The sequence below is a fragment of the Streptomyces sp. NPDC087428 genome (genome assembly GCF_044744085.1).
GTDB lineage: Bacteria > Actinomycetota > Actinomycetes > Streptomycetales > Streptomycetaceae > Streptomyces.
On the sequence record NZ_JBIUXR010000018.1, the window covers coordinates 30,178 to 50,076 of the forward strand.

Here is a 19,899-nt window from a genome sequence, read left to right on the forward strand (position 1 = left end):
AATCGGCTACCCCCCGAGCAGCCCGGATTTCTATCGTCACCGACATGCCCACACGCGCACGAAACCCGGTCTCAGCGGGCGCCCGCTGGCTCGCGCGATGCTCGCAGTCGGAGAGCACCGTTCGCGCGGCCTGGATGTCCGGTGATTTCGCGATCATCCCGAGCGGAATCGCGTGGCTCGTTGCCGAGGTACCGCTGCCGCCGAGCGTGGACGCGATGCAGCGGATCCGTTCCGAAGAGCTCGGCCCCGTGCTCGCGCACCCGCTGCGCAACGTGGCGTGGTGGCTCGTGCCACTGGACGGCGCCGAGCTGCTGCATCACGTCAGGCAGTTGACGCTCTATCCGGCCGGGTGGCCGCTGTGCTGCCCGCCCGTTCAACGCCCCGCGGCGGGCAGGGTATGGCTGGAGAAGCCCGACGGATCCGGCCGACTCACGGATCCGACTGCGCTCGGCTTGGCCCTGGATCCGGGCGGCTCGCTGAAGTTGCCTGCCGAGGCGTTCTGTTGACCGCCATTGAGGCTCGCCGCGAGGTGCCTGCGTTCGATGAGCTGTCCGCACAGCAGCAGCGAGGTGTTCGGTGCGTCTGGTGCAACTGCCAGTTATCCAACGGATCTGCTGTCGACCTCGGCACACGCACGATCGATCTCGACGGATGCGCGGCCCGTTGGTTCCCCCGCTGCTGCCCAACCTGCTGGAGGACCCGCACGTGATCACGCTGACGAAGTGGCCATCCACCGCCGACACCGCCTACCGGACATGGCTCGGCCACACCCTTGCCTGTGCCGGGTGCCGGGCTGGCGCCGCCTGCCCCACCTCTGTTCGTCTCGGCCGGGCATGGCGGGAGACCCGCTGATGAGCCCCCGCTCGGTGATGCGGTTCGTGGAGTGGACGATCGGCGCCCCTCGCGGTGAGGCCCCGCAGACCACCATCGTGATCCGCTGCCTCGGCCCCGGCTGCGGCGAGGAGTCCGAGCCGAGCACCTCGCACATCACCCCGGACACCTGGGCGCTGAAGCACGCCGGGCGGACCGGCCACACCGAGTACGAAGAGGTGGCCCGCTGCCGCCTCGTCGCCACACCGAAGGAGGCCCGGTGATCTGCGACCGGTGCGGCCAGCTGATGCGTCCGAACGAAGCCGAAGGCATCGAAATCTACGCAGCCACAGGGGCCGGGGGCACGATCTACGTCCACCGCGAACTGTGCACCAAATCGCGGTCGCACCCGCCGTCGTACCCGGAGCGCCGTCCCGCCCGCTGATCTCCCGCTCGCACCCGGGGCCGGCGGCGGCCGGGGTGCGGGCGGGCAACTGCGCGTCGACCACCAGCGCGGTCGGCGCTCCCTCATGCCCGATTCGTCCGCCAGCCTTGGATTCAAAGGCTGCACCCACCCCGCACCTTCGCCCCTTTTCGGACCCGCAAACGTGCAGATCAGGGGCATGGGCGTGCGTCTCGCACGTCCACCTCAGCGCGGTTTCCAGTAGAGGTGTCCTAAGCCATGTTCCGGGTTCCCGGCTCCCGTGCCTCCGCTGATGAGATAGGAGACCCGGGCCTCCACCAGCGCCCGCAGCACCCGGTCACCACCTGGCGGTACGGTCCCCGCCGCAACCAGCTCGCCCAGCGAGAAGGCCTTGGGCCGGACCACCCGCAACGACAGGCAGGTCGATCCGACCGACACCGGTGGCAGCACGGCGTGCATCCGGGTCCCGTCCGGAAGCCGCGCGTCCACCCAGGGCCTGGCATCGTCCAGCCGCCGTCCCGCCACGGCGGCGAGCCGCTGCGCGAGCCTGCGCACCGCCGCCGCGTCGGCGAAGGTCACTCCGGTGAGTTCGAGTCCGCGGCCTCGGTCCACCCACACCCGGTCGGGCGCGGACACCAGAACGTCGGTGACCGCCGGGTCCGCGAGCAGCGGCTCCAGCACACCGGTCCCGATCAGTTCCCCACGCAACTCATCTGCGGCACACAGCACTTCGGCATCCCCGAGCAGTCGCCCCTGCGCCCGCAGCGCGGCCGCGACTCCGGCCGGGGTCGGCGCCGTTCCGCTCTGCGCCAGCCGCTGCCGGACGGCGTCGAGCAGCGCCTCGGTCATGAGACACCTCCGGCGGCCGGGCCTCCGGCGCCCTCACCGGCGAGCGCCCGGTCCCAGAAGGCCGAGCAGAACCTGGCAAGCGGTCCGCGAGCACTGCCACCGGGTGGCTCACCCGTGTCCTGCTCGGCCAGCAGGCCTAGATCCAAGGGGAGTTCACCGGCCAGCGGAAGCCCCATGGCATGCGCCACCCATTGTTCGTCGAGGCCGGACGCGTACGGCCCGCGCGCCACGACCCGCAGGTCGTCGAGCACCATCCCCGCCATCGACGCCACGCGTTTCGCGGCCGCGACCGCCCGCAGCTCCCCAGGTACCACCACAAGCCCGAGGTCCATCTGCGCAAGGGCCTCGGCCACCGCCTCGTCCACACGGCGCGGCAGATCGACGACCACTACGCCGCCGAGCCTCCGCGCGGCGGCCAGGACCGCCTGCATGGCCTGCGGCGGGATGACCACCCAGTCGTCACGGCCCCAGCTGAGCACGCGCAGCCCGTGCAGCGCGGGCAGCGACTCCTCCAGCGCGCCACCACCGACCCGCCCCTTGGAATGGGCGAAATCAGGCCACCTCATGCCCTCCGCCCGTTCGCCACCGAGCAGTACATCGATGCCGCCGCCCAGCGGGTCGCCGTCGATCAGCATCGTCCGCCGCCCGATCCGCGCGGCGGTCACCGCGAGTGCGCAGGCCAGCGTGGAAGCACCGGCGCCACCGCGGCCGCCGATCACTCCGACGGTGAGGGCCGGCCTACCGACGCCTTCCGTCGCGTTGGCGATCTGATCGACGAGCCAGTTCTCCGAGTCGGGCAGCCGCAGCACGTACTCGGCTCCGATCTCGACGGCCCGGCGCCAGACGTCGGGCGCGTCCTGGTCGCGCCCGACGAGCATCACGCCCCGCCTGCGAGCCGCTCCGCGGCACCTCGGCGCCGCATCGTCCCCGACGAGAACCATGGGTGCCCGCTCCCAGCCCCCTCGCCGGTCCGGCAGTGTGTGATGGACCTCGGGCTCCGCGCCGGCGGCCGCACACAGCCTCAGCAGATCGTCGAGCAGATCCACATCCTCGGTGACGATCAACGGCCCGCCCCGGTGCGGCCCGACGGCCTGCAAACGATCCCGTGCGCTGGATTCAGCCACGACCTCAGCCCCCTTCTTCACTCACCTTCACCGCGGATCGCGGCGATCTCGGAGCGATCCGAGAACGGTGATTCCGGAACCCGCAGACTTCACGGGTGGAATCACGGTGCAGTGCTTCAGGAAATCGTGTGGATCTTGCTCAAAAACTGTGGACAACTCCAGCGTTGTGAATATCCCCGTAGCTCAAACCGGCGACATTCGGAGAGCAGCCCTTCCGTCACGCACCGTGACGGGGCATGCTGAAGTGAGTTCAGCGCAGACATGGGCCATCACGGCCGAGAAGGAGGAGAAATGCGTGATCCCCGAGCGACAGGAACGCGTCCGGACATGCGACGACCCCCGCCGGGGGGGAGAGCGGGGGTCGTCCCCACGGCCGACTCGGGGGGGAGGAGCCGGACCGGGTTAGCACGGTCGCGAACGATCCGTGACTTCCATGGTGTACCCGAGCACCTTCTCAGGCAAACCCACGCGCCGGGGTTTACGCCGAATGGCGGGCCCCTATGCTCTGCCTTGTGGAAAACTGCTTCTTGCCGCGCACAGCAGCCTTCTTTGACCTGGACAAGACGGTCATTGCGAAGTCTTCGACACTGACCTTCAGCAAGTCCTTCTACCAAGGCGGTCTGATCAACCGCCGTGCCGTACTGCGCACCGCGTACGCACAGTTCGTGTTCCTTGCCGGGGGCGCAGATCACGACCAGATGGAGCGGATGCGCGAGTATCTCTCCGCGCTCTGCAAAGGCTGGAACGTCCAGCAGGTGAAGGAAATCGTCGCCGAGACCCTGCACGACCTGATCGACCCGATCATCTACGACGAAGCGGCGACGCTCATCGAGGAACATCACACCGCGGGACGCGACGTGGTCATCGTCTCGACCTCCGGCGCCGAAGTCGTCGAACCGATCGGCGAGCTGCTCGGCGCCGACCGTGTCGTCGCCACGCGCATGGTCGTCGGTGCCGACGGCTGCTTCACCGGCGAGGTGGAGTACTACGCGTACGGGCCGACGAAGGCGGAGGCCATCAAGGCTCTCGCCGTGTCCGAGGGCTACGACCTCGCACGCTGCTACGCCTACAGCGATTCCGCGACCGATGTGCCGATGCTGGAGGCCGTCGGCCATCCGCACGCGGTCAATCCGGACCGCGCCCTACGCCGCGAGGCGACTCTCAGGGAGTGGCCGATTCTCGTCTTCGACCGCCCCGTCCGACTCAAGCAGCGATTGCCCGCCTTCTCGCTGCCACCACGCCCGGCGCTCATGGCCGCGGCGGCGGTGGGAGCGGCCGCCCTCACCGCCGGACTCGTCTGGTACACCGCTCGCCGACGCACCGCCGCGACGTCCACGTGACACAGCCCTCCGCAGGCGCACCGCACCCCGAATTCCCGGCGCACCCAATTGAACCAACTCGTCCGTAATTGAACCCAAAAGTAAAGAAGTGCCGCCAGCACTACCGCTCACCCGACCCCTGGAGTACAAAGGACTCAACGGCCCGCGAGACCAAGGACATCCGTGAGGATGACCAGTAACGCAGAGAAGGCCCCACGGACCGCGCATGAAAGCCGGGCACCCACGCGACGTCGACCCGTCGATTACGGGCCAGCCGCACCAGGAACGGGCGAAGCACCCGACCTGATGGGCACATATCGAGGACGCTTGGTAACCGGGTGGACATGCCAGCGGCGGTACCGAGGACGGTACCGCCGCAACCCTTTTCACCAGGCACTACCACCCGGAGCCGGAACCACCGAGAACGTCCTGGCGTTCCGCTCGTTACGCGGCGCCGCGCTGGAGCGCCTCACAGACCGCCGTCGATTCCCTGGCACCGAGTTCGGCCGCGCGCCCGCAGTGTGCGATCCAGGCCGCCATACCTTCCGGCGTCCCCGACAGATATCCCTCGAAAGCCGCCACGTAAGCCGCCCGCCCCTGCTCGGCATGGCCGACCTCTGCCGGGCAGATCGACTTCGGGTCGAGCCCGCTCCCGATCAGCACGATCCGCTCGGCGGTCCGCGCGACCAGACCGTTGCACGAACCGAAGGGACGCAGGGCCAGCAGCTCGCCGTGCACGACCGCGGACGTCACCAGGGCGGGCGCCTCACTCCCCGAAAGAATGAGCCCGCTGAGCCCTTCCAGCCGCCCCGCCACCTCATCGGCGCCGGGCAGCGGCGCTTCGATCAGCGGCTCGTTCACCGGCTCACCCGCCAGCCGGGGCCGGCCGACGGCGTCCTCGGGCGCCGCACCGCCGGCCGCCACCAGATGCAGCCTCGCCAGCACACGCAACGGCGACTGCCGCCAGATGGAGAGCAGTTGACCCGCCTCGGCGGTCAACCGCAGCGCGGCCCCGACCGCACGCGCCTCGCTGTCCCCGGTGAAGTCGGTACGCCGGCGCACCTCTTCCAGGTTCCAATCGGCACCGGAGAGCGCGGCCGACCCACGAGCGCCCCGCAGGGCGGCCTCCGAGGTGACCTCGTTGCTGCGGCGCCGCATGACACGGTGACCGTAGACGCGGTCGACCGCCTTGCGCACGGAGTCCACCGCGTCCGTCACGCCCGGCAGGATACCCAGGGTGGCGAGCGGGTCCGAGGAAGTCGTACTCATAAGTAGCGAGGCTACGCGCCCCCCGCACGCCTACCGCCCCGGAGTGGTCTTCTTCACGAAGTCCGACGACGGATAGCGATCGTGCCACTACCCTAGGTGAACATGAAGATCGCTTTCGTAGGGAAGGGCGGCAGCGGCAAGACCACGTTGTCCTCGCTCTTCATCCGCCACCTGGCCGCCAATGAGGCCCACGTCGTCGCGGTGGACGCCGACATCAACCAGCACCTCGGGGCCGCGCTCGGCCTCGACGAGGAGGAGGCCGCGGCGCTGCCCGCCATGGGAGCGCACCTGCCTCTGATCAAGGAGTATCTGCGCGGCAGCAATCCCCGCATCGCTTCGGTCGAGACGATGATCAAGACAACGCCACCCGGCGAGGGCTCGCGACTGCTCCGCGTGTGCGAGGACAACCCGATCTACGACGCGTGCGCCCGCACGGTCGGGCTCGACGACGGGGACATCCGGCTGATGGCCACCGGGCCGTTCACCGAATCGGACCTGGGGGTGGCCTGCTACCACTCCAAGGTCGGCGCGGTAGAGCTCTGCCTCAACCATCTCGTCGACGGCCCCGAGGAGTACGTCGTGGTCGACATGACCGCCGGCTCGGACTCCTTCGCCTCGGGAATGTTCACCCGCTTCGACATGACGTTCCTGGTCGCGGAGCCGACCCGCAAGGGAGTGTCGGTCTACCGCCAGTACAAGGAGTACGCACGTGACTTCGGAGTCGCGCTGAAGGTCGTGGGCAACAAGGTGCAAGGGGAGGACGACCTGGAGTTCCTGCGCGCCGAGGTCGGCGACGACCTGCTGGTCACCGTCGGCCATTCCGACTGGGTGCGGGCCATGGAGAAGGGCCGCCCCGACCGCTTCGAGCTACTGGAAGCGGACAACCGGATGGCGCTGCAGGCCCTGCAGGACGCCGCGGAGGACTCGTACGGACAGCGTGACTGGGAGCGCTACACACGGCAGATGGTGCATTTCCATCTGAAGAACGCGGAGAGCTGGGGCAACGAGAAGACAGGGGCCGACCTGGCAGCGCAGGTGGACCCGGCCTTCGTGCTCGACGAGCGGTGCGCCCGGACCGGGGCGGCCCAGCCGGCCTGACCGGACGGCGCCTTGACCGAGTTCGGTACGGGCGCCCTCAGCCGCGCGCCGTCAGCGCGGCCGGCCGGTGTCGGGCGAACCGGGTGCCGACCCAGTCGGCACTGGCCGACCGCGGTCATCCGGGCGCCCGGTACCGGTCGTGTTCGGTCACCGGCCCCGTCCGATCCGACCCCGCCCGGGATCAGATCGGTCAGGGCCGGATCGGACACACACCGCACGGCAGCCCCACACCCAGGCGCACCCCACGCTCGTGCCCCTACCGCTGCCCCCACTTCTGCCGCTACTTCTCTCCCTTGACCTACTCTTTGCCTACTTCCTTCCCTTGACCGGACTGACGGCTCCGCCGAGGAAGGACGCCCAGCTCTTCTCGGGCGCCTCTCCGACCTTCAGCGTGCCGAGTTTCGCGAGCGTCGCCGGGTCCTGACCGTCCAGCCAGTCCGCCAGCTGCTTGAAGGACACGCAGCGCACACCCTGCTTGGTGCAGACGGTCTCGATCGTCTCCTCGATGGCGCGCATGTATGTGCCGCCGTTCCAGGACTCGAAGTGGTTGCCGATGATCAGCGGAGCGCGATTCCCGTCGTACGAGCGGTCGAAGGCCTGGAGCAGGCCGTCCCGCATCTGGTTGCCCCAGTACTCGTGCTGGTCCGGGTCGCCCTGGGTCGTACCGGACTGATTGAACATGAAGTTGTAGTCCATCGAGAGCGTCTCGAATTCGCGTCCCGGTACCGGGACGAGCTGCATCGAGAGGTCCCAGATGCCGCCCTTCTTCTTCGGCCAGACCTGGTCGTTGACGCCACTGGAGTCGTAGCGGAAGCCCATCGAGCGTGCGGCCGCCACCATGTTCTTCTGCCCCTCCAGGCAGGGGGTGCGGCCGCCGATGAGTTCCTTGTCGTAGTCGAAGGGCAGCGGCTTCAGGCCCTTGAGCTCGGGATCGTTCGACTTCCAGCCCTTCACGAAGGACTTCGCCTGGTTGATCTCGCTCTTCCACTCGGCGACGGACCAGGTGCCGACGCCACCATCCTTGCCGCAGAAGTGGCCGTTGAAGTGGGTGCCGATCTCGTTTCCGTCCAGCCAGGCACCGCGGACCTGGGCGAGGGTGTCCCGGATCCCCTTGGTGTCGTTGAAGCCGATGTCGGAACTTCCGGCGTTGTGCTTGGGCGGGTCGTAGAGCTTCTTCTTCGCGTCCGGCAGCAGGTACACGCCGCTGAGGAAGTACGACATGTTCGCGTCGTACTTCTTGCCCACCTCGCGGAAGTGCGAGAACAGCTGCTGGCTGTCCTCCCCGGCGCCGTCCCACGAGAACACCACGAACTGCGGGGGCTTCTGACCGGGGGCCAGCCGCTGGACCGCGGGCTGCTTCGGCTGAGCGCCGGTGAAGGCCGTGGAGCCGTCGCCGATGAGCCGGAACGCACTCTTGGGGGCTTCACCGACGGCCTTCTTCTTCGCCCCGGCCGCACCGTTCGCTGCTCCGCTCGCCGTACCGTTCACGACACGGGGCCCGGATACGCCCGAGCCGGAATCCGAGCCGGAGCAGCCGGCCACTCCCGCGACCAGCGCAACGGCCATGATGCCCAAGGCGATCCTCTTCGTGGCGGTCATCATCCGCCCACCCTCTTCCTTGCAGGTTTGATTGCGCTGAAGTGCCGACACGGCGCGGTCAAACTCGCACGCACTGCACACAAATTCGTGCGACAGGCCGAATGAAAAGCTGCCTATTCACTGGAATGGGTGGTTGGGTAGACCATTTGCCCTCAATCATGGACACAGATCTTTACTCTCCATTACGATCTGTTTACCAAGAGTTGAGATATCCCGCCGCTGCACGCCGTGACCCACGGCCGCGTCCCACATTCCGCGACCGCGCTGCCCCGGAGGAGACGGGAACACATGTCTGCCTGCGTCCCCACTCGTCATGACCGCTCATCCCGCAGTTCGCGACCTCCCCGGTCATCGGGGGTCAAGCGACCTCACAGCCCGCCACCGCCGCATCGCGGCGGACGATTCCGCATCGCGGGCGCCGACCTGTCCGCATCGATCACTGTCTTCCTTCTCGCCATCCCCATGTCGCTCGGCCTGGCCGTCGCCATGGACGCCCCGCTGGAAGCCGGTCTCATCTCCGCCGCAGTCGGCGGCATCGTGGCCGGCCTGCTCGGCGGCACTCCCCTCCAGGTCTCCGGGCCGTCCGCCGGGCTGACCGTGGTGACCGCCGACCTGATCCAGGTCTACGGCTGGCGCACCACCTGCGCGATCACCATCGGAGCGGGCCTGCTGCAGCTCCTGTTGGGTTCGCTGCGGGCCGCTCGCAGCGCCCTCGCCGTCAGCCCAGCCATCGTGCACGGCACGCTCGCAGGCATCGGTGTGGCCATCGCGCTCGCTCAGTTGCACATCGTGCTGGGCGGCTCACCGGAGAGCTCGGCCGTCTCCAACGCCCGTACTCTGCCTGCCCAGTTGTCACAGGTCGGCCCGGCCGCACCGCTGATCGGCGCTCTGACCATCGCGATCCTGGTGCTGTGGCCCCGGATTCCGGGGCAGCCCGGCCGCATGCTGCGGCGGATTCCGGCGGCCCTGGTGTCCGTGGCCGTCGCCACTGCCGTAGCGGCCTTCGCGGCACCGTCGATCGCGCGGGTCGATCTGCCGTCCTGGAGTTCGCACACCCTGCCCGAACTGCCGCAGGGACCCGTACTAGGCCTGGCCACAGCCGTGTTCACCATGATGCTGGTGGCGAGCCTGGAATCACTGCTCGCCGCTGTCGCCGTGGACAGGCTGGCCGCCGACCGGAGCAGCGAGCGGTCAGCCGGACCGGCCGTCGCACAGGCCGGTGATCAGCAAGACGGTGATCAAGGGGTCGAAGGCGCGTCCGCACACCCGGCCGAGCTCGCCGGGCCCGGCTCCGGCCCGGTCCCGCCCCCCGTCAGACGCGCCGACCTCGACCGGGAACTACGCGCACAAGGCATCGCCAACACGGTGTCGGGCCTGTTGGGCGGGCTGGCGGTCTCCGGTGGCGCGGTACGCAGTTCGGCGAACGTACGGGCCGGGGCGACCAGCCGTGCCTCCACCGTGCTGCATGGCGTCTGGGTACTGCTCGCCACCGGTCTGCTGGTCACCGTGCTGGAATGGATCCCACTGGCCGCCTTGGGCGCGCTCGTGATGGTGGTTGGCATCCAGATGGTGAGCTTCGCCCACATCCGCAACGTCCACAGGCATCGGGAATTCCTGGTGTACGGAGCGACGATCACCGGGGTACTGCTCTTCGGTGTCCTCAAGGGCGTGGCGATCGGGATCGCGGTGGCGGTGGTTGTCGCCCTGCACCGACTGGCGCGGACCAGGATAACCGTCACGGAACGGATCGGTCGGTATCTGGTCGTCGTGAGCGGCCAGTTGACGTTCCTGGCCGTGCCCCGGCTCAACCGGACGCTGGGCCAGCTGCCCCAGGACGCGGACGTGGTCGTCGAGCTGGACGGCTTCTTCATCGATCACGCGGCGTACGAGATGTTCCAGGACTGGAGCAACGCCCATACCGCCCAGGGCGGCCGGGTCGTCTTCGCCGGCCGGTCCGGCGGCAGGATCGCCGAGCCCGCCTCGGCAGCGCACTCCTGTTGCCGCCCCTGGACACCGTGGCGCAACCACCACTGCCACGACCGGCCCGAGCAGGTACCCCTCACCGACTTCAGCCGCGACCGCCGCGCCTCGGGCACCGCTTCCACGGTCATCCCCGCCGCAGCACACCCCACCGAGGCCACCGCATACGCCGAGCCCGCCGGATCCGCTGGAGCCGCCGAGCCCGCCGAAGACCCCCCAATCGCCGCGCCCACCGGAGCCACCGCGTCCTGCCAGGTCCCCGCCGGCCCCACCACCGCCCCCACAACGAAAACAACGGACGAGACCGACGCGACCGACGCAATGAGCCCGACCAACGCGACCACCGCGACGGGCACGACGGGCAGCCCAGCCCCAACCCCCCTCCGCCCCGCGCCCGCCCCCGCACCCTCGTCCGTTCCCGTCCTACCCGCACCCACACCCCCGGCAGGCGTCACCAGCACCCCCGGCAGCACCCCTGATGGGCTCGCCCCCACAGGCGCCCAGCAATCCCCCGGCCGTTCAGCCGACTACACGCCCGACCACGAGGCTGCTCCACCGCGCCGGACCGGTGGGCAGCGACTGGTCAGCGGGCTCAGCTCGTTCCAGCGCAATACGGCACCCCTGGTGCGTGAGGAGCTGGCAAGGCTGGCCAGGGAGGGGCAGCGCCCCTCGCAGTTGTTCATCACCTGCGCGGATTCCCGCCTGGTGACGAGCATGATCACGGCAAGTGGTCCGGGCGATCTGTTCACCGTCCGGAACATCGGGAATCTGGTGCCGCCACCGCAGTCCGAGCGAGGTGACGACTCGGTGGGGGCGGCGATCGAGTACGCGGTGGACGTGCTGGGGGTGGAGTCCATCACCATCTGCGGGCACTCCGGCTGCGATGCCATGAACGCACTGCTCGGCGCCGGACCCGACACCCCGGACACACCCCTGTGGCGCTGGCTGCGGCACGGGCTGCCGAGTCTGAAGCGCATGGCCTCCAAACGCCACGCCTGGGCCCGGATCTCCGGCCGGCTGCCCGCCGACGAGGTGGAACAGCTCTGCCTCACCAATGTGGTCCAGCAGCTGGACCACCTGCGGGCCCATGGATCGGTGGCGCGACGCCTCGCGGAAGGCACGCTCCAGCTGCACGGCATGTACTTCCACGTGGCTGAGGCCCAGTCGTATCTGCTGACCGAAGGCATCGGCGCCGGCCACGGGCTCGACGAGGTCTTCGACCGGGTCAGCCCCTCCGCCCCGTACGATCCCTATGAACCGGCCGAGTTGGCGCGTACTGGCGCCTGAACCGGGTACACCTCGGGTCCGTGAGACCGTGTGGGTCCCGCCTCCGCAGCGCCGTGCACCCTGCACCACCGCAGGGCGCCTCGGCACTCCGCTCCACCCCGCCGCGGGGGCGGGACCGTGCCTCCATACACGAAACACAGGTCTAAACCAATTCCCGGCAGACACTTGTCACCCGGCCTTTGGCCTGATGAGCTATGCCCCGGGACACAACGGACACCCTGGGAATGGGAGATGTCGTGAGCAACGAAAGCCTGGCCAACCTGCTCAAAGAGGAGCGGCGGTTCGCACCGCCTGCCGATCTGGCCGCGAACGCCAACGTCACAGCCGAGGCGTACGAACAGGCCGATGCGGACCGGCTGGGCTTCTGGGCCGAGCAGGCCCGCCGCCTGACTTGGGCCACGGAGCCGACCGAGACGCTCGACTGGAGCAATCCGCCCTTCGCGAAGTGGTTCGCGGACGGCAAGCTCAATGTCGCGTACAACTGCGTGGACCGCCACGTCGAGGCGGGCAATGGTGACCGGGTCGCCATCCACTTCGAGGGCGAGCCCGGCGACAGCCGTGCCATCACCTACGCGGAGCTGAAGGACGAGGTCTCCCGCGCCGCCAACGCCCTCACCGAGCTCGGTGTCGGCAAGGGCGACCGGGTCGCCGTCTATCTGCCGATGATCCCCGAGGCCGCCATCGCCATGCTGGCGTGTGCCCGGATCGGTGCGGCGCACTCCGTGGTCTTCGGCGGCTTCTCCGCCGATGCCATCGCCACCCGCATCCAGGATGCGGACGCGAAGGTCGTCATCACCTCCGACGGCGGATACCGCCGCGGCAAGCCCTCCGCGCTCAAGCCCGCGGTCGACGACGCCGTCGCCCGTATCAAGAGCGTCGAGCACGTCCTCGTCGTCCGGCGTACGGGGCAGGACACCGCGTGGAACGAGGGCCGGGACGTCTGGTGGCACGAGATCACGGGCCGCCAGTCCACCGAGCACACCCCTGAGGCGTTCGAGGCGGAGCAGCCGCTCTTCATCCTCTACACCTCGGGCACGACGGGGAAGCCGAAGGGCATCCTGCACACCTCCGGCGGCTACCTCACGCAGGCGGCGTACACCCACCACGCGGTCTTCGATCTCAAGCCGGAGACCGACGTCTACTGGTGCACCGCCGACATCGGCTGGGTGACCGGACACTCGTACATCGTCTACGGCCCGCTGGCCAACGGCGCGACGCAGGTCATGTACGAGGGCACGCCCGACTCCCCGCACCAGGGGCGCTTCTGGGAGATCGTCCAGAAGTACGGCGTGAGCATCCTCTACACCGCGCCGACCGCGATCCGGACGTTCATGAAGTGGGGAGACGACATCCCCGCCAAGTTCGACCTGAGCAGTCTCCGGGTCCTGGGCTCGGTCGGTGAGCCGATCAACCCCGAGGCATGGATGTGGTACCGCAAGCACATCGGCGCCGACAAGTGCCCGATCGTGGACACCTGGTGGCAGACCGAGACCGGCGCGATGATGATCTCGCCGCTTCCCGGTGTCACGGCGACCAAGCCGGGCAGCGCCCAGCGCGCGCTGCCGGGCATCTCCGCCACGGTCGTCGACGACGAGGCCCGTGAGGTCCCGGACGGCGGGGGCGGCTATCTCGTCCTCACCGAGCCGTGGCCGTCGATGCTCCGCACCATCTGGGGCGACGACCAGCGGTTCCTCGACACCTACTGGTCGCGCTTCGAGGGCAAGTACTTCGCGGGCGACGGTGCCAAGAAGGACGAGGACGGCGACATCTGGCTGCTCGGCCGGGTCGACGACGTGATGCTGGTGTCCGGGCACAACATCTCGACCACCGAGGTCGAATCGGCGCTGGTGTCGCACCCGTCGGTCGCCGAGGCGGCCGTGGTCGGTGCGGCCGACGAGACGACCGGTCAGGCCATCGTCGCGTTCGTGATCCTGCGCGGTACGGCGACCGCTTCCGACGAGCTGGTGGCGGAGCTGCGCAACCACGTCGGCACCACGCTCGGCCCCATCGCCAAGCCGAAGCGGGTCCTGCCCGTGGCCGAACTGCCGAAGACGCGATCCGGCAAGATCATGCGGCGTCTGCTGCGTGACGTCGCGGAGAACAGGGAGCTGGGGGACGTCACGACGCTGACCGACTCCTCGGTCATGGATCTTATCCAGACCCAGCTTCCGTCGTCCGCCTCCGAGGACTGAGCCCTCCTCCGAGGACTGAGCCCTCCTCCGAGGGCTGAGCCCTTCTCCGGGGCAACGGCAGCTGAGAGCGACAGCGACGACAGCCGAGAGCGGAGCAACGAGAACGACAGCAGCGAGAACGACAGCAGAGCTCAGCTCCCCGAAGGGCATCCGGTAGCGCGCCGGATGCCCTTCGGGCATTTAGGGTGAAGATCACCGCTCACGGCCCCGCACGCCCCGGGTACAGTGGCAGCTGGTCAATAACACGACAAGAAATCTCAAAGGGTGTGCCGGGAAGTCTGGTCGGCAAGTGCATCAGCCATGCCGTCGCTGCCGTACCCACCCGGAGGTTCTCTCTCGTGGTCGCGCCCACCCCCGCACCCCCTTCCCCCCGCCGCACATTCCTGGGACGCCAGTCGCTCCCGGAGCGGAACTTCCTCACCGACGCGCTGCGTACCGAGACCGTCGGCGGAGTCATCCTGCTGGCCGCCGCGGTGGCCGCGCTGATCTGGGCGAACACCTTCGGATCGAGCTACACGACCGTCAGCCGCTTCCACTTCGGCCCCGAGGCGCTCGGTCTGCATCTCTCCGTGGCGCACTGGGCGGCCGACGGACTGCTCGCGATCTTCTTCTTCGTCGCGGGGGTCGAGCTCAAACGCGAACTCGTCGCAGGTGAGCTGCGCGACCCGAAGGCCGCCGCTCTCCCGGTCGTCGCCGCCCTTTGCGGCATGGCCGTGCCCGCGGTCGTCTACACCCTGGTGACGGTGCTCGGAGACGGCTCCACCAGCGGCTGGGCCGTCCCCACGGCCACCGACATCGCCTTCGCGCTCGCCGTCCTCGCGGTCATCGGCACCTCGCTGCCGTCCGCGCTCCGTGCGTTCCTGCTGACCCTCGCCGTCGTCGACGACCTCTTCGCGATCCTGATCATCGCCGTCTTCTTCACCGAGAACATCGACTTCGTCGCGCTCATCGGCGCCTTCGTCGGCCTGGCCGTCTTCTACCTGCTGCTGCGCCTCAACGTCCGCGGCTGGTACATCTACGTACCGCTCGCCCTGGTCATCTGGGGGCTGATGTACAACAGCGGCATCCACGCCACCATCGCCGGCGTCGCGATGGGCCTGATGCTGCGCTGTACCCGGCGCGACGGCGAGGAGCGCTCCCCCGGCGAACGCGTCGAGCACCTGATCCGCCCGCTGTCGGCAGGCTTCGCCGTACCGCTGTTCGCGCTCTTCTCGGCCGGGGTCTCGCTCTCCGGCGGCGCGCTGGCCGGCGTGTTCACCCGGCCGGAGACACTCGGTGTCGTACTGGGACTGGTCGTCGGCAAGGCCCTGGGGATCTTCGGCGGTACGTGGCTGGCCACCCGGTTCACCAAGGCGGAGCTGAACAAGGAGCTGGCCTGGGCCGATGTCTTCGCGGTCGCCTCGCTCGCCGGCATCGGGTTCACCGTCTCGCTGCTGATCGGCGAGCTCGCCTTCACCGGCGACGACGACATGATCAACGAGATCAAGGCGTCGGTTCTGCTCGGCTCCCTGATTGCCGCCGTACTCTCCGGTGTACTGCTCAAACTCCGGGTACGCAGATACCGGGCGCTCACCGACGCGGAGGAGCTCGACGAGGACGAGTCCGGGGTACCCGACGTCTATGAACAGGACGATCCGGAGTACCACCTGCGGATGGCCGCGATCCACGAGAGGAAGGCGGCCGAGCATCGCCGCCTTGCCCAACTGGCGGGGGCAGCGAGCAACAAGCCGGACAGTCCGGCATGATCTGACATCGGATGTGTTGAACAGGAGAGGGAGTCAGGCATGAGCGACCCCGGCAATTACGCGGGCGGCGCCGACCGCAGTCTCGGCCAGCTGGTCGCCTCGGCGACGGCCGAACTGTCGGCACTGGTACACGACGAGATCGCCCTGGCCAAGGCCGAGGTGCGACAGGACGTCAAGCGTGGAGTCATCGGCAGCGTGGCGTTCATCGTCACGGGTGTGCTGATCCTGTTCGCGATCCCGGTGCTGAGCTTCGCGGCCGCGTACGGAATCCACAATCTGGGGCTGGGACTGGCCTGGTCGTTCCTGATCGTGGGCGGCGCGTTCATCCTGCTGGGGATCCTGCTCGCGCTGTTCGGCTACGCCAAGTTCAAGAAGGTCAAGCCGCCGGAGAAGTCCATCGCGTCGGCGAAGCGGACCGCCGCCGTCCTCCAGGGCGTCAAGCCGCACCCGCGTCCGGGCATCGGCGCGGACGCGATCCTTCCGGCGGGCGGCAGCACACTTGCGGACAAGGCCATCGAGAACCGTCCGGTTCAGGACAAGGCGTCAGCTGTGGCACGCTCATCCACATGACGGTCCCCGATTCCAGCGCATTCGGCCCAGTGGGCCCGGACGACCGGGCGGGCCACGAAGGACCGGCCGGCCCCCCGGCAGACCCTTCCGCCACACCGCCATCACTGCCACCGGAGCCGGCCCCGGCCTCAGCGCCTTTCACCGGCCCGCTGGGCCCCGCGGCCGGGTCCGGTGGACCCGTCCGTCTGGACGGCCCTTGGACGCACCGTGACGTCGCCGCCAACGGCGCCCGCTTCCACATCGCCGAAATGGGTGAGGGGCCGCTGGTCCTGCTCCTGCACGGCTTTCCGCAGTTCTGGTGGACCTGGCGCCACCAGTTGCCCGCGCTCGCCGACGCGGGGTTCCGCGCGGTGGCGATGGACCTGCGCGGCGTGGGCGGCAGCGACCGCACGCCCCGGGGTTACGACCCGGCCAACCTGGCGCTGGACATCACCGGCGTGATCCGCTCGCTCGGCGAGCCGGATGCCGCCCTGGTCGGCCACGACATGGGCGGCTACCTCGCCTGGACGGCCGCGGTGATGCGCCCGAAGCTGGTGCGCCGGCTGGTGGTCTCCTCGATGCCGCATCCTCGGCGGTGGCGCTCCTCGATGCTCTCCGACTTCGCGCAGTCCCGCGCGGGCTCGTACATCTGGGGCTTCCAGCGGCCGTGGGTGCCTGAGCGTCAGCTCGTGGCGGACGACGCGGCGTTGGTGGGGCGGCTGATCCATGACTGGGCGGGGCCGCGGACCGCGGACTTCCCGGACGACGCGACCGTGGACGTCTACCGGCGCGCCATGTCCATCCCGTCGACGGCGCACTGCGCGATCGAGCCGTACCGCTGGATGGTGCGCTCGCTGGCCCGCCCGGACGGCATCCAGTTCAACCGGCGCATGAAGCGGCCGGTACGGGTGCCCACGCTGCACCTGCACGGTTCACTCGATCCGGCGGTACGCACCCGGAGTTCCGCGGGGTCCGGCGAGTACGTCGAGGCACCGTACCGTTGGCGACTTTTCGACGGTCTGGGGCACTTCCCCCACGAGGAGGATCCGGCCGGGTTCTCGGCCGAACTCATCAGCTGGCTCAAGGATTCCGAACCCGACCGCTGACCGGTGGGCACACGAGTCCTACGAACAGCCACTTGCCTGACGCATAGGCCAATTGGCTGACGGATGGGCGGTTACCGACCATGAGCCACGGGCAGACGTCGGGGTATGGGCTGGACGCACGACTTCGGTGACGCAGCACGCAATCGTCGCTCGACCGCCACGGCGGGTCCGGGCACTCATGAGGGGGGCGGCCTCCAGGGCCGGGTGCACACTACGCATGTTCTGCATGATCCCCGGCTCGGCATTCCGCGCATCCTCCGCCGCCGGGCCCGCTGGGTCTCGGCGCGGCTGCGCCACCCGCGTGGATGACCTCCCGAGCTGAGCGGACGGCCACCCGGCCTCCGCGGACGGCCGCCCGGTCACCCACCGCCTACCTCACGCACTGAACCACTCGCTCGCACCCTGGCAGGCGGGTTCATGGCAGGCGGGTTCCTGGCTCGCGCGTCCATGGCTCGCGCGTTCCGCCGGGCAGGACGAGGCAATGCGGTACGCCTACAGCGCGCACGCCTGGCTGTCGACCTGCTGGTTGGCGGTGCGGCCCTGCGTGATGTCCTGGCGGATCTCGTCGGCCGTCAGCGCGTAGCCGGTGTTCGGGTCGTCGAGCGACTTGGCGAAGACGACTCCGTACACCTTGCCGTCGGGGGTCAGCAGCGGTCCGCCTGAGTTGCCCTGACGGACCGTGGTGAAGAGTGAGTACACATCGCGGCGGACGGTGCCCCGGTGGTAGATGTCCGGGCCGTTGGCGTCGATACGGGCACGGACCCGCGCGGCCCGTACGTCGTACGCGCCGTTCTCCGGGAAGCCCGCGACGATCGCGCTGTTGCCGGTCGCGGCGTCGTGGTCGGTGTCGGTGAAGCGGAGCGGCTTCGCGTCGAGATCCGGGACGTCGAGTACGGCGATGTCGCGCCGCCAGTCGTAGAGGACGACCTTCGCGTCGTACAGCCGTCCCTGGCCGCCGATCTGGACGGTCGGCTCCTCGACGCCGCCGACGACGTGGGCGTTGGTCATCACCCGGCGGTCGGAGAAGACGAAGCCGGTGCCTTCGAGGACCTTGCCGCAGCTCGGAGCCGTACCGACGACCTTGACGATGGACTTCTGGGCGCGGGCGGCGACCGGGCTGCCCACCAGGGCCGGGTCGGGGGCCCTGACTTCGGTGATCGGCTCATTGGCGAACGGGCTGAACACCTGCGGGAAGCCGTTCTGCGCGAGGACCGAGGAGAAGTCCGTGAACCAGGTGGAGGCCTGGGGCGGCATCACCCGGGAGATGCCGAGCAGCACCGAGGAGCTGCGCACCTCCTTGCCCAGCGTCGGCAGCGAGGTGCCGGCCAGTGCGGAGCCGATCAGCCAGGACACCAGCAGCATCGCCACGACGTTGACCAGCGCACCACCCGTCGCGTCGACGGCGCGCGCGGGCGACCAAGTGATGTGCCGACGGAGCTTGTTCCCGAGGTGGGTGGTGAAGGCCTGGCCCACCGAGGCGCACACGATCACGATGACGACCGCGACGACGGCGGCCGTCGACGAGACCTCGGAGCCGTCCGTCACCTGGTCCCACAGGACCGGCAGCAGATAGACGGCGACGAGACCGCCGCCCAGGAACCCGATCACCGACAGAATGCCGACGACGAACCCCTGGCGGTATCCGATGACCGCGAACCACACGGCGCCGGCCAGCAGCAGGATGTCCAGCACGTTCACCGTCTATAGCCTCACAGATTCGTCACCGGGCCCGTACGTCTCTCTGGGTCCGGGCGGACCCGGAGCAGTGGAGCACGGGAGTCAGCCTGTCATGCGCGCCAGTCGAGCGGCACCTGCTTGGCCCTGTCCCAGGGGCGCTCCCACCCCGCGAAGTGCAGAATCCGGTCGATCACGCCGGCCGTGAACCCCCATACGAGTGCGGATTCGACCAGGAACGCCGGGCCTCGGTGACCGCTGGGATGGACGGCCGTCGCCCGGTTGGCCGGGTCCGTGAGATCCGCCACGGGGACCGTGAAGACCCGCGCGGTCTCCCCCGGGTCCACGACTCCGACCGGGCTGGGCGAACGCCACCAGCCGAGGACCGGCGTCACCACGAAGCTGCTCACGGGGATGTACAGCCGGGGCAGCACGCCGAACAGCTGCACACCGTGCGGATCGAGGCCGGTCTCCTCCTCGGCCTCCCGCAGCGCGGCCCTGAGCGGACCCGTCGTCGCCTGGTCCCCGTCCTCCGCGTCCAGGGAGCCGCCGGGGAAGGAGGGCTGCCCGGGGTGCGACCGCAGGCTTCCGGCCCGCTCCATCAGGAGCAGCTCGGGCCCGCGAGCGCCCTCACCGAACAGGACGAGAACGGCCGACTGCCGCCCCGCTCCGCTCTCCGGCGGCAGGAACCGGCTGAGCTGCTGCGGCTCGACGGTGCGCGCGGCATGGGCGACGGGGTCCAGCCAGCCGGGCAGGCCCTCGGTGGTGACGGTGATCGAGGCCTCTTCGCCGGCACCCGCCCCGGTCGCGGCCGACGCGGCGCCGGTCGCCGCGTCCGTGCTGTGTTGATGCGTCTTCATGGGCACCCCTCGTC

Annotated in this window: 15 protein-coding genes and 1 pseudogene; 10 read left to right on the forward strand and 6 right to left on the reverse strand. The window is 69.3% G+C overall.

Going from position 1 to position 19,899, the window contains the following annotated elements; translation table 11 throughout:
* Nucleotides 1-44 precede the first annotated feature (44 nt).
* Entirely contained in the window at nucleotides 45-506 is a 462-nt protein-coding gene (locus tag ACIO3R_RS32415; RefSeq protein ID WP_402110607.1) for a hypothetical protein, read from the forward strand.
* A gap of 345 nt (nucleotides 507-851) precedes the next feature.
* Nucleotides 852-1,094: a hypothetical protein gene (locus tag ACIO3R_RS32420; RefSeq protein WP_402110609.1), complete on the forward strand. Its 243-nt coding sequence runs from the start codon at nucleotides 852-854 to the stop codon at nucleotides 1,092-1,094.
* Nucleotides 1,095-1,504: 410 nt separating this feature from the next.
* Here ACIO3R_RS32420 and ACIO3R_RS32425 read toward each other — a convergent pair.
* A pseudogene (locus ACIO3R_RS32425) lies at nucleotides 1,505-2,083 on the reverse strand (ATPase, T2SS/T4P/T4SS family); the annotation flags it as partial.
* Nucleotides 2,080-3,180 (reverse strand): septum site-determining protein Ssd, encoded by a 1,101-nt coding sequence (gene ssd / locus ACIO3R_RS32430; RefSeq protein WP_385034647.1) that lies wholly within the window; start codon nucleotides 3,178-3,180, stop codon nucleotides 2,080-2,082. The pseudogene ACIO3R_RS32425 and the gene ssd, both read right to left, overlap by 4 nt.
* Nucleotides 3,181-3,707: 527 nt before the next feature.
* On the opposite strand from ssd, the gene ACIO3R_RS32435 reads away from it, so the two are divergent.
* Nucleotides 3,708-4,547, forward strand: coding sequence for an HAD family hydrolase (locus tag ACIO3R_RS32435; RefSeq protein WP_402110611.1), 840 nt, complete (start codon nucleotides 3,708-3,710; stop codon nucleotides 4,545-4,547).
* Between the two features lie 423 nt (nucleotides 4,548-4,970).
* Here the strand turns inward: ACIO3R_RS32435 and ACIO3R_RS32440 are convergent, their stop codons facing one another.
* Nucleotides 4,971-5,795: an oxidoreductase gene (locus ACIO3R_RS32440; protein ID WP_402110613.1), complete on the reverse strand. Its 825-nt coding sequence runs from the start codon at nucleotides 5,793-5,795 to the stop codon at nucleotides 4,971-4,973.
* Nucleotides 5,796-5,897: 102 nt separating this feature from the next.
* Here ACIO3R_RS32440 and ACIO3R_RS32445 point away from each other — a divergent pair, with 102 nt between their 5' ends.
* Nucleotides 5,898-6,893: an ATP-binding protein gene (locus ACIO3R_RS32445; RefSeq protein ID WP_385034627.1), complete on the forward strand. Its 996-nt coding sequence runs from the start codon at nucleotides 5,898-5,900 to the stop codon at nucleotides 6,891-6,893.
* A 309-nt stretch (nucleotides 6,894-7,202) separates the two neighbouring features.
* On the opposite strand, the gene ACIO3R_RS32450 is transcribed toward ACIO3R_RS32445, so the two are convergent.
* On the reverse strand, nucleotides 7,203-8,495 hold the full coding sequence (locus tag ACIO3R_RS32450) for a hypothetical protein (protein WP_402110615.1): 1,293 nt from the start codon (nucleotides 8,493-8,495) through the stop codon (nucleotides 7,203-7,205).
* A 285-nt stretch (nucleotides 8,496-8,780) separates the two neighbouring features.
* Here ACIO3R_RS32450 and ACIO3R_RS32455 point away from each other — a divergent pair, with 285 nt between their 5' ends.
* The 6 genes from ACIO3R_RS32455 (at nucleotide 8,781) to ACIO3R_RS32480 (ending at nucleotide 17,660) form a co-directional block, all read left to right on the forward strand.
* Nucleotides 8,781-11,759, forward strand: coding sequence for a SulP family inorganic anion transporter (locus ACIO3R_RS32455; RefSeq protein WP_402110617.1), 2,979 nt, complete (start codon nucleotides 8,781-8,783; stop codon nucleotides 11,757-11,759).
* Nucleotides 11,760-11,953: 194 nt separating this feature from the next.
* Nucleotides 11,954-13,951 carry an acetate--CoA ligase gene (acs, locus tag ACIO3R_RS32460; RefSeq protein ID WP_402110619.1) on the forward strand — a complete coding sequence of 666 codons (1,998 nt, stop codon included), beginning with the start codon at nucleotides 11,954-11,956 and terminating at the stop codon, nucleotides 13,949-13,951.
* Between the two features lie 338 nt (nucleotides 13,952-14,289).
* Nucleotides 14,290-15,696 (forward strand): Na+/H+ antiporter NhaA, encoded by a 1,407-nt coding sequence (gene nhaA / locus ACIO3R_RS32465; RefSeq protein ID WP_385034621.1) that lies wholly within the window; start codon nucleotides 14,290-14,292, stop codon nucleotides 15,694-15,696.
* 39 nt (nucleotides 15,697-15,735) lie between these two features.
* Nucleotides 15,736-16,266 (forward strand): phage holin family protein, encoded by a 531-nt coding sequence (locus ACIO3R_RS32470; protein ID WP_385034619.1) that lies wholly within the window; start codon nucleotides 15,736-15,738, stop codon nucleotides 16,264-16,266.
* The gene (locus ACIO3R_RS32475; protein ID WP_402110621.1) at nucleotides 16,263-17,351 is read left to right on the forward strand and encodes an alpha/beta fold hydrolase; all 1,089 of its coding nucleotides are present in this window, start codon (nucleotides 16,263-16,265) and stop codon (nucleotides 17,349-17,351) included. Before ACIO3R_RS32470 ends, ACIO3R_RS32475 begins: the two co-directional genes overlap by 4 nt.
* 105 nt (nucleotides 17,352-17,456) lie before the next feature.
* Nucleotides 17,457-17,660 (forward strand): hypothetical protein, encoded by a 204-nt coding sequence (locus ACIO3R_RS32480; protein ID WP_402110623.1) that lies wholly within the window; start codon nucleotides 17,457-17,459, stop codon nucleotides 17,658-17,660.
* 183 nt (nucleotides 17,661-17,843) lie between these two features.
* Here the strand turns inward: ACIO3R_RS32480 and ACIO3R_RS32485 are convergent, their stop codons facing one another.
* Nucleotides 17,844-19,049, reverse strand: a complete 1,206-nt coding sequence (locus ACIO3R_RS32485) for a MarP family serine protease (protein ID WP_363031285.1) — start codon at nucleotides 19,047-19,049, stop codon at nucleotides 17,844-17,846.
* A gap of 89 nt (nucleotides 19,050-19,138) precedes the next feature.
* Entirely contained in the window at nucleotides 19,139-19,885 is a 747-nt protein-coding gene (locus tag ACIO3R_RS32490) for an NUDIX hydrolase (protein ID WP_385034613.1), read from the reverse strand.
* Nucleotides 19,886-19,899 lie beyond the last annotated feature (14 nt).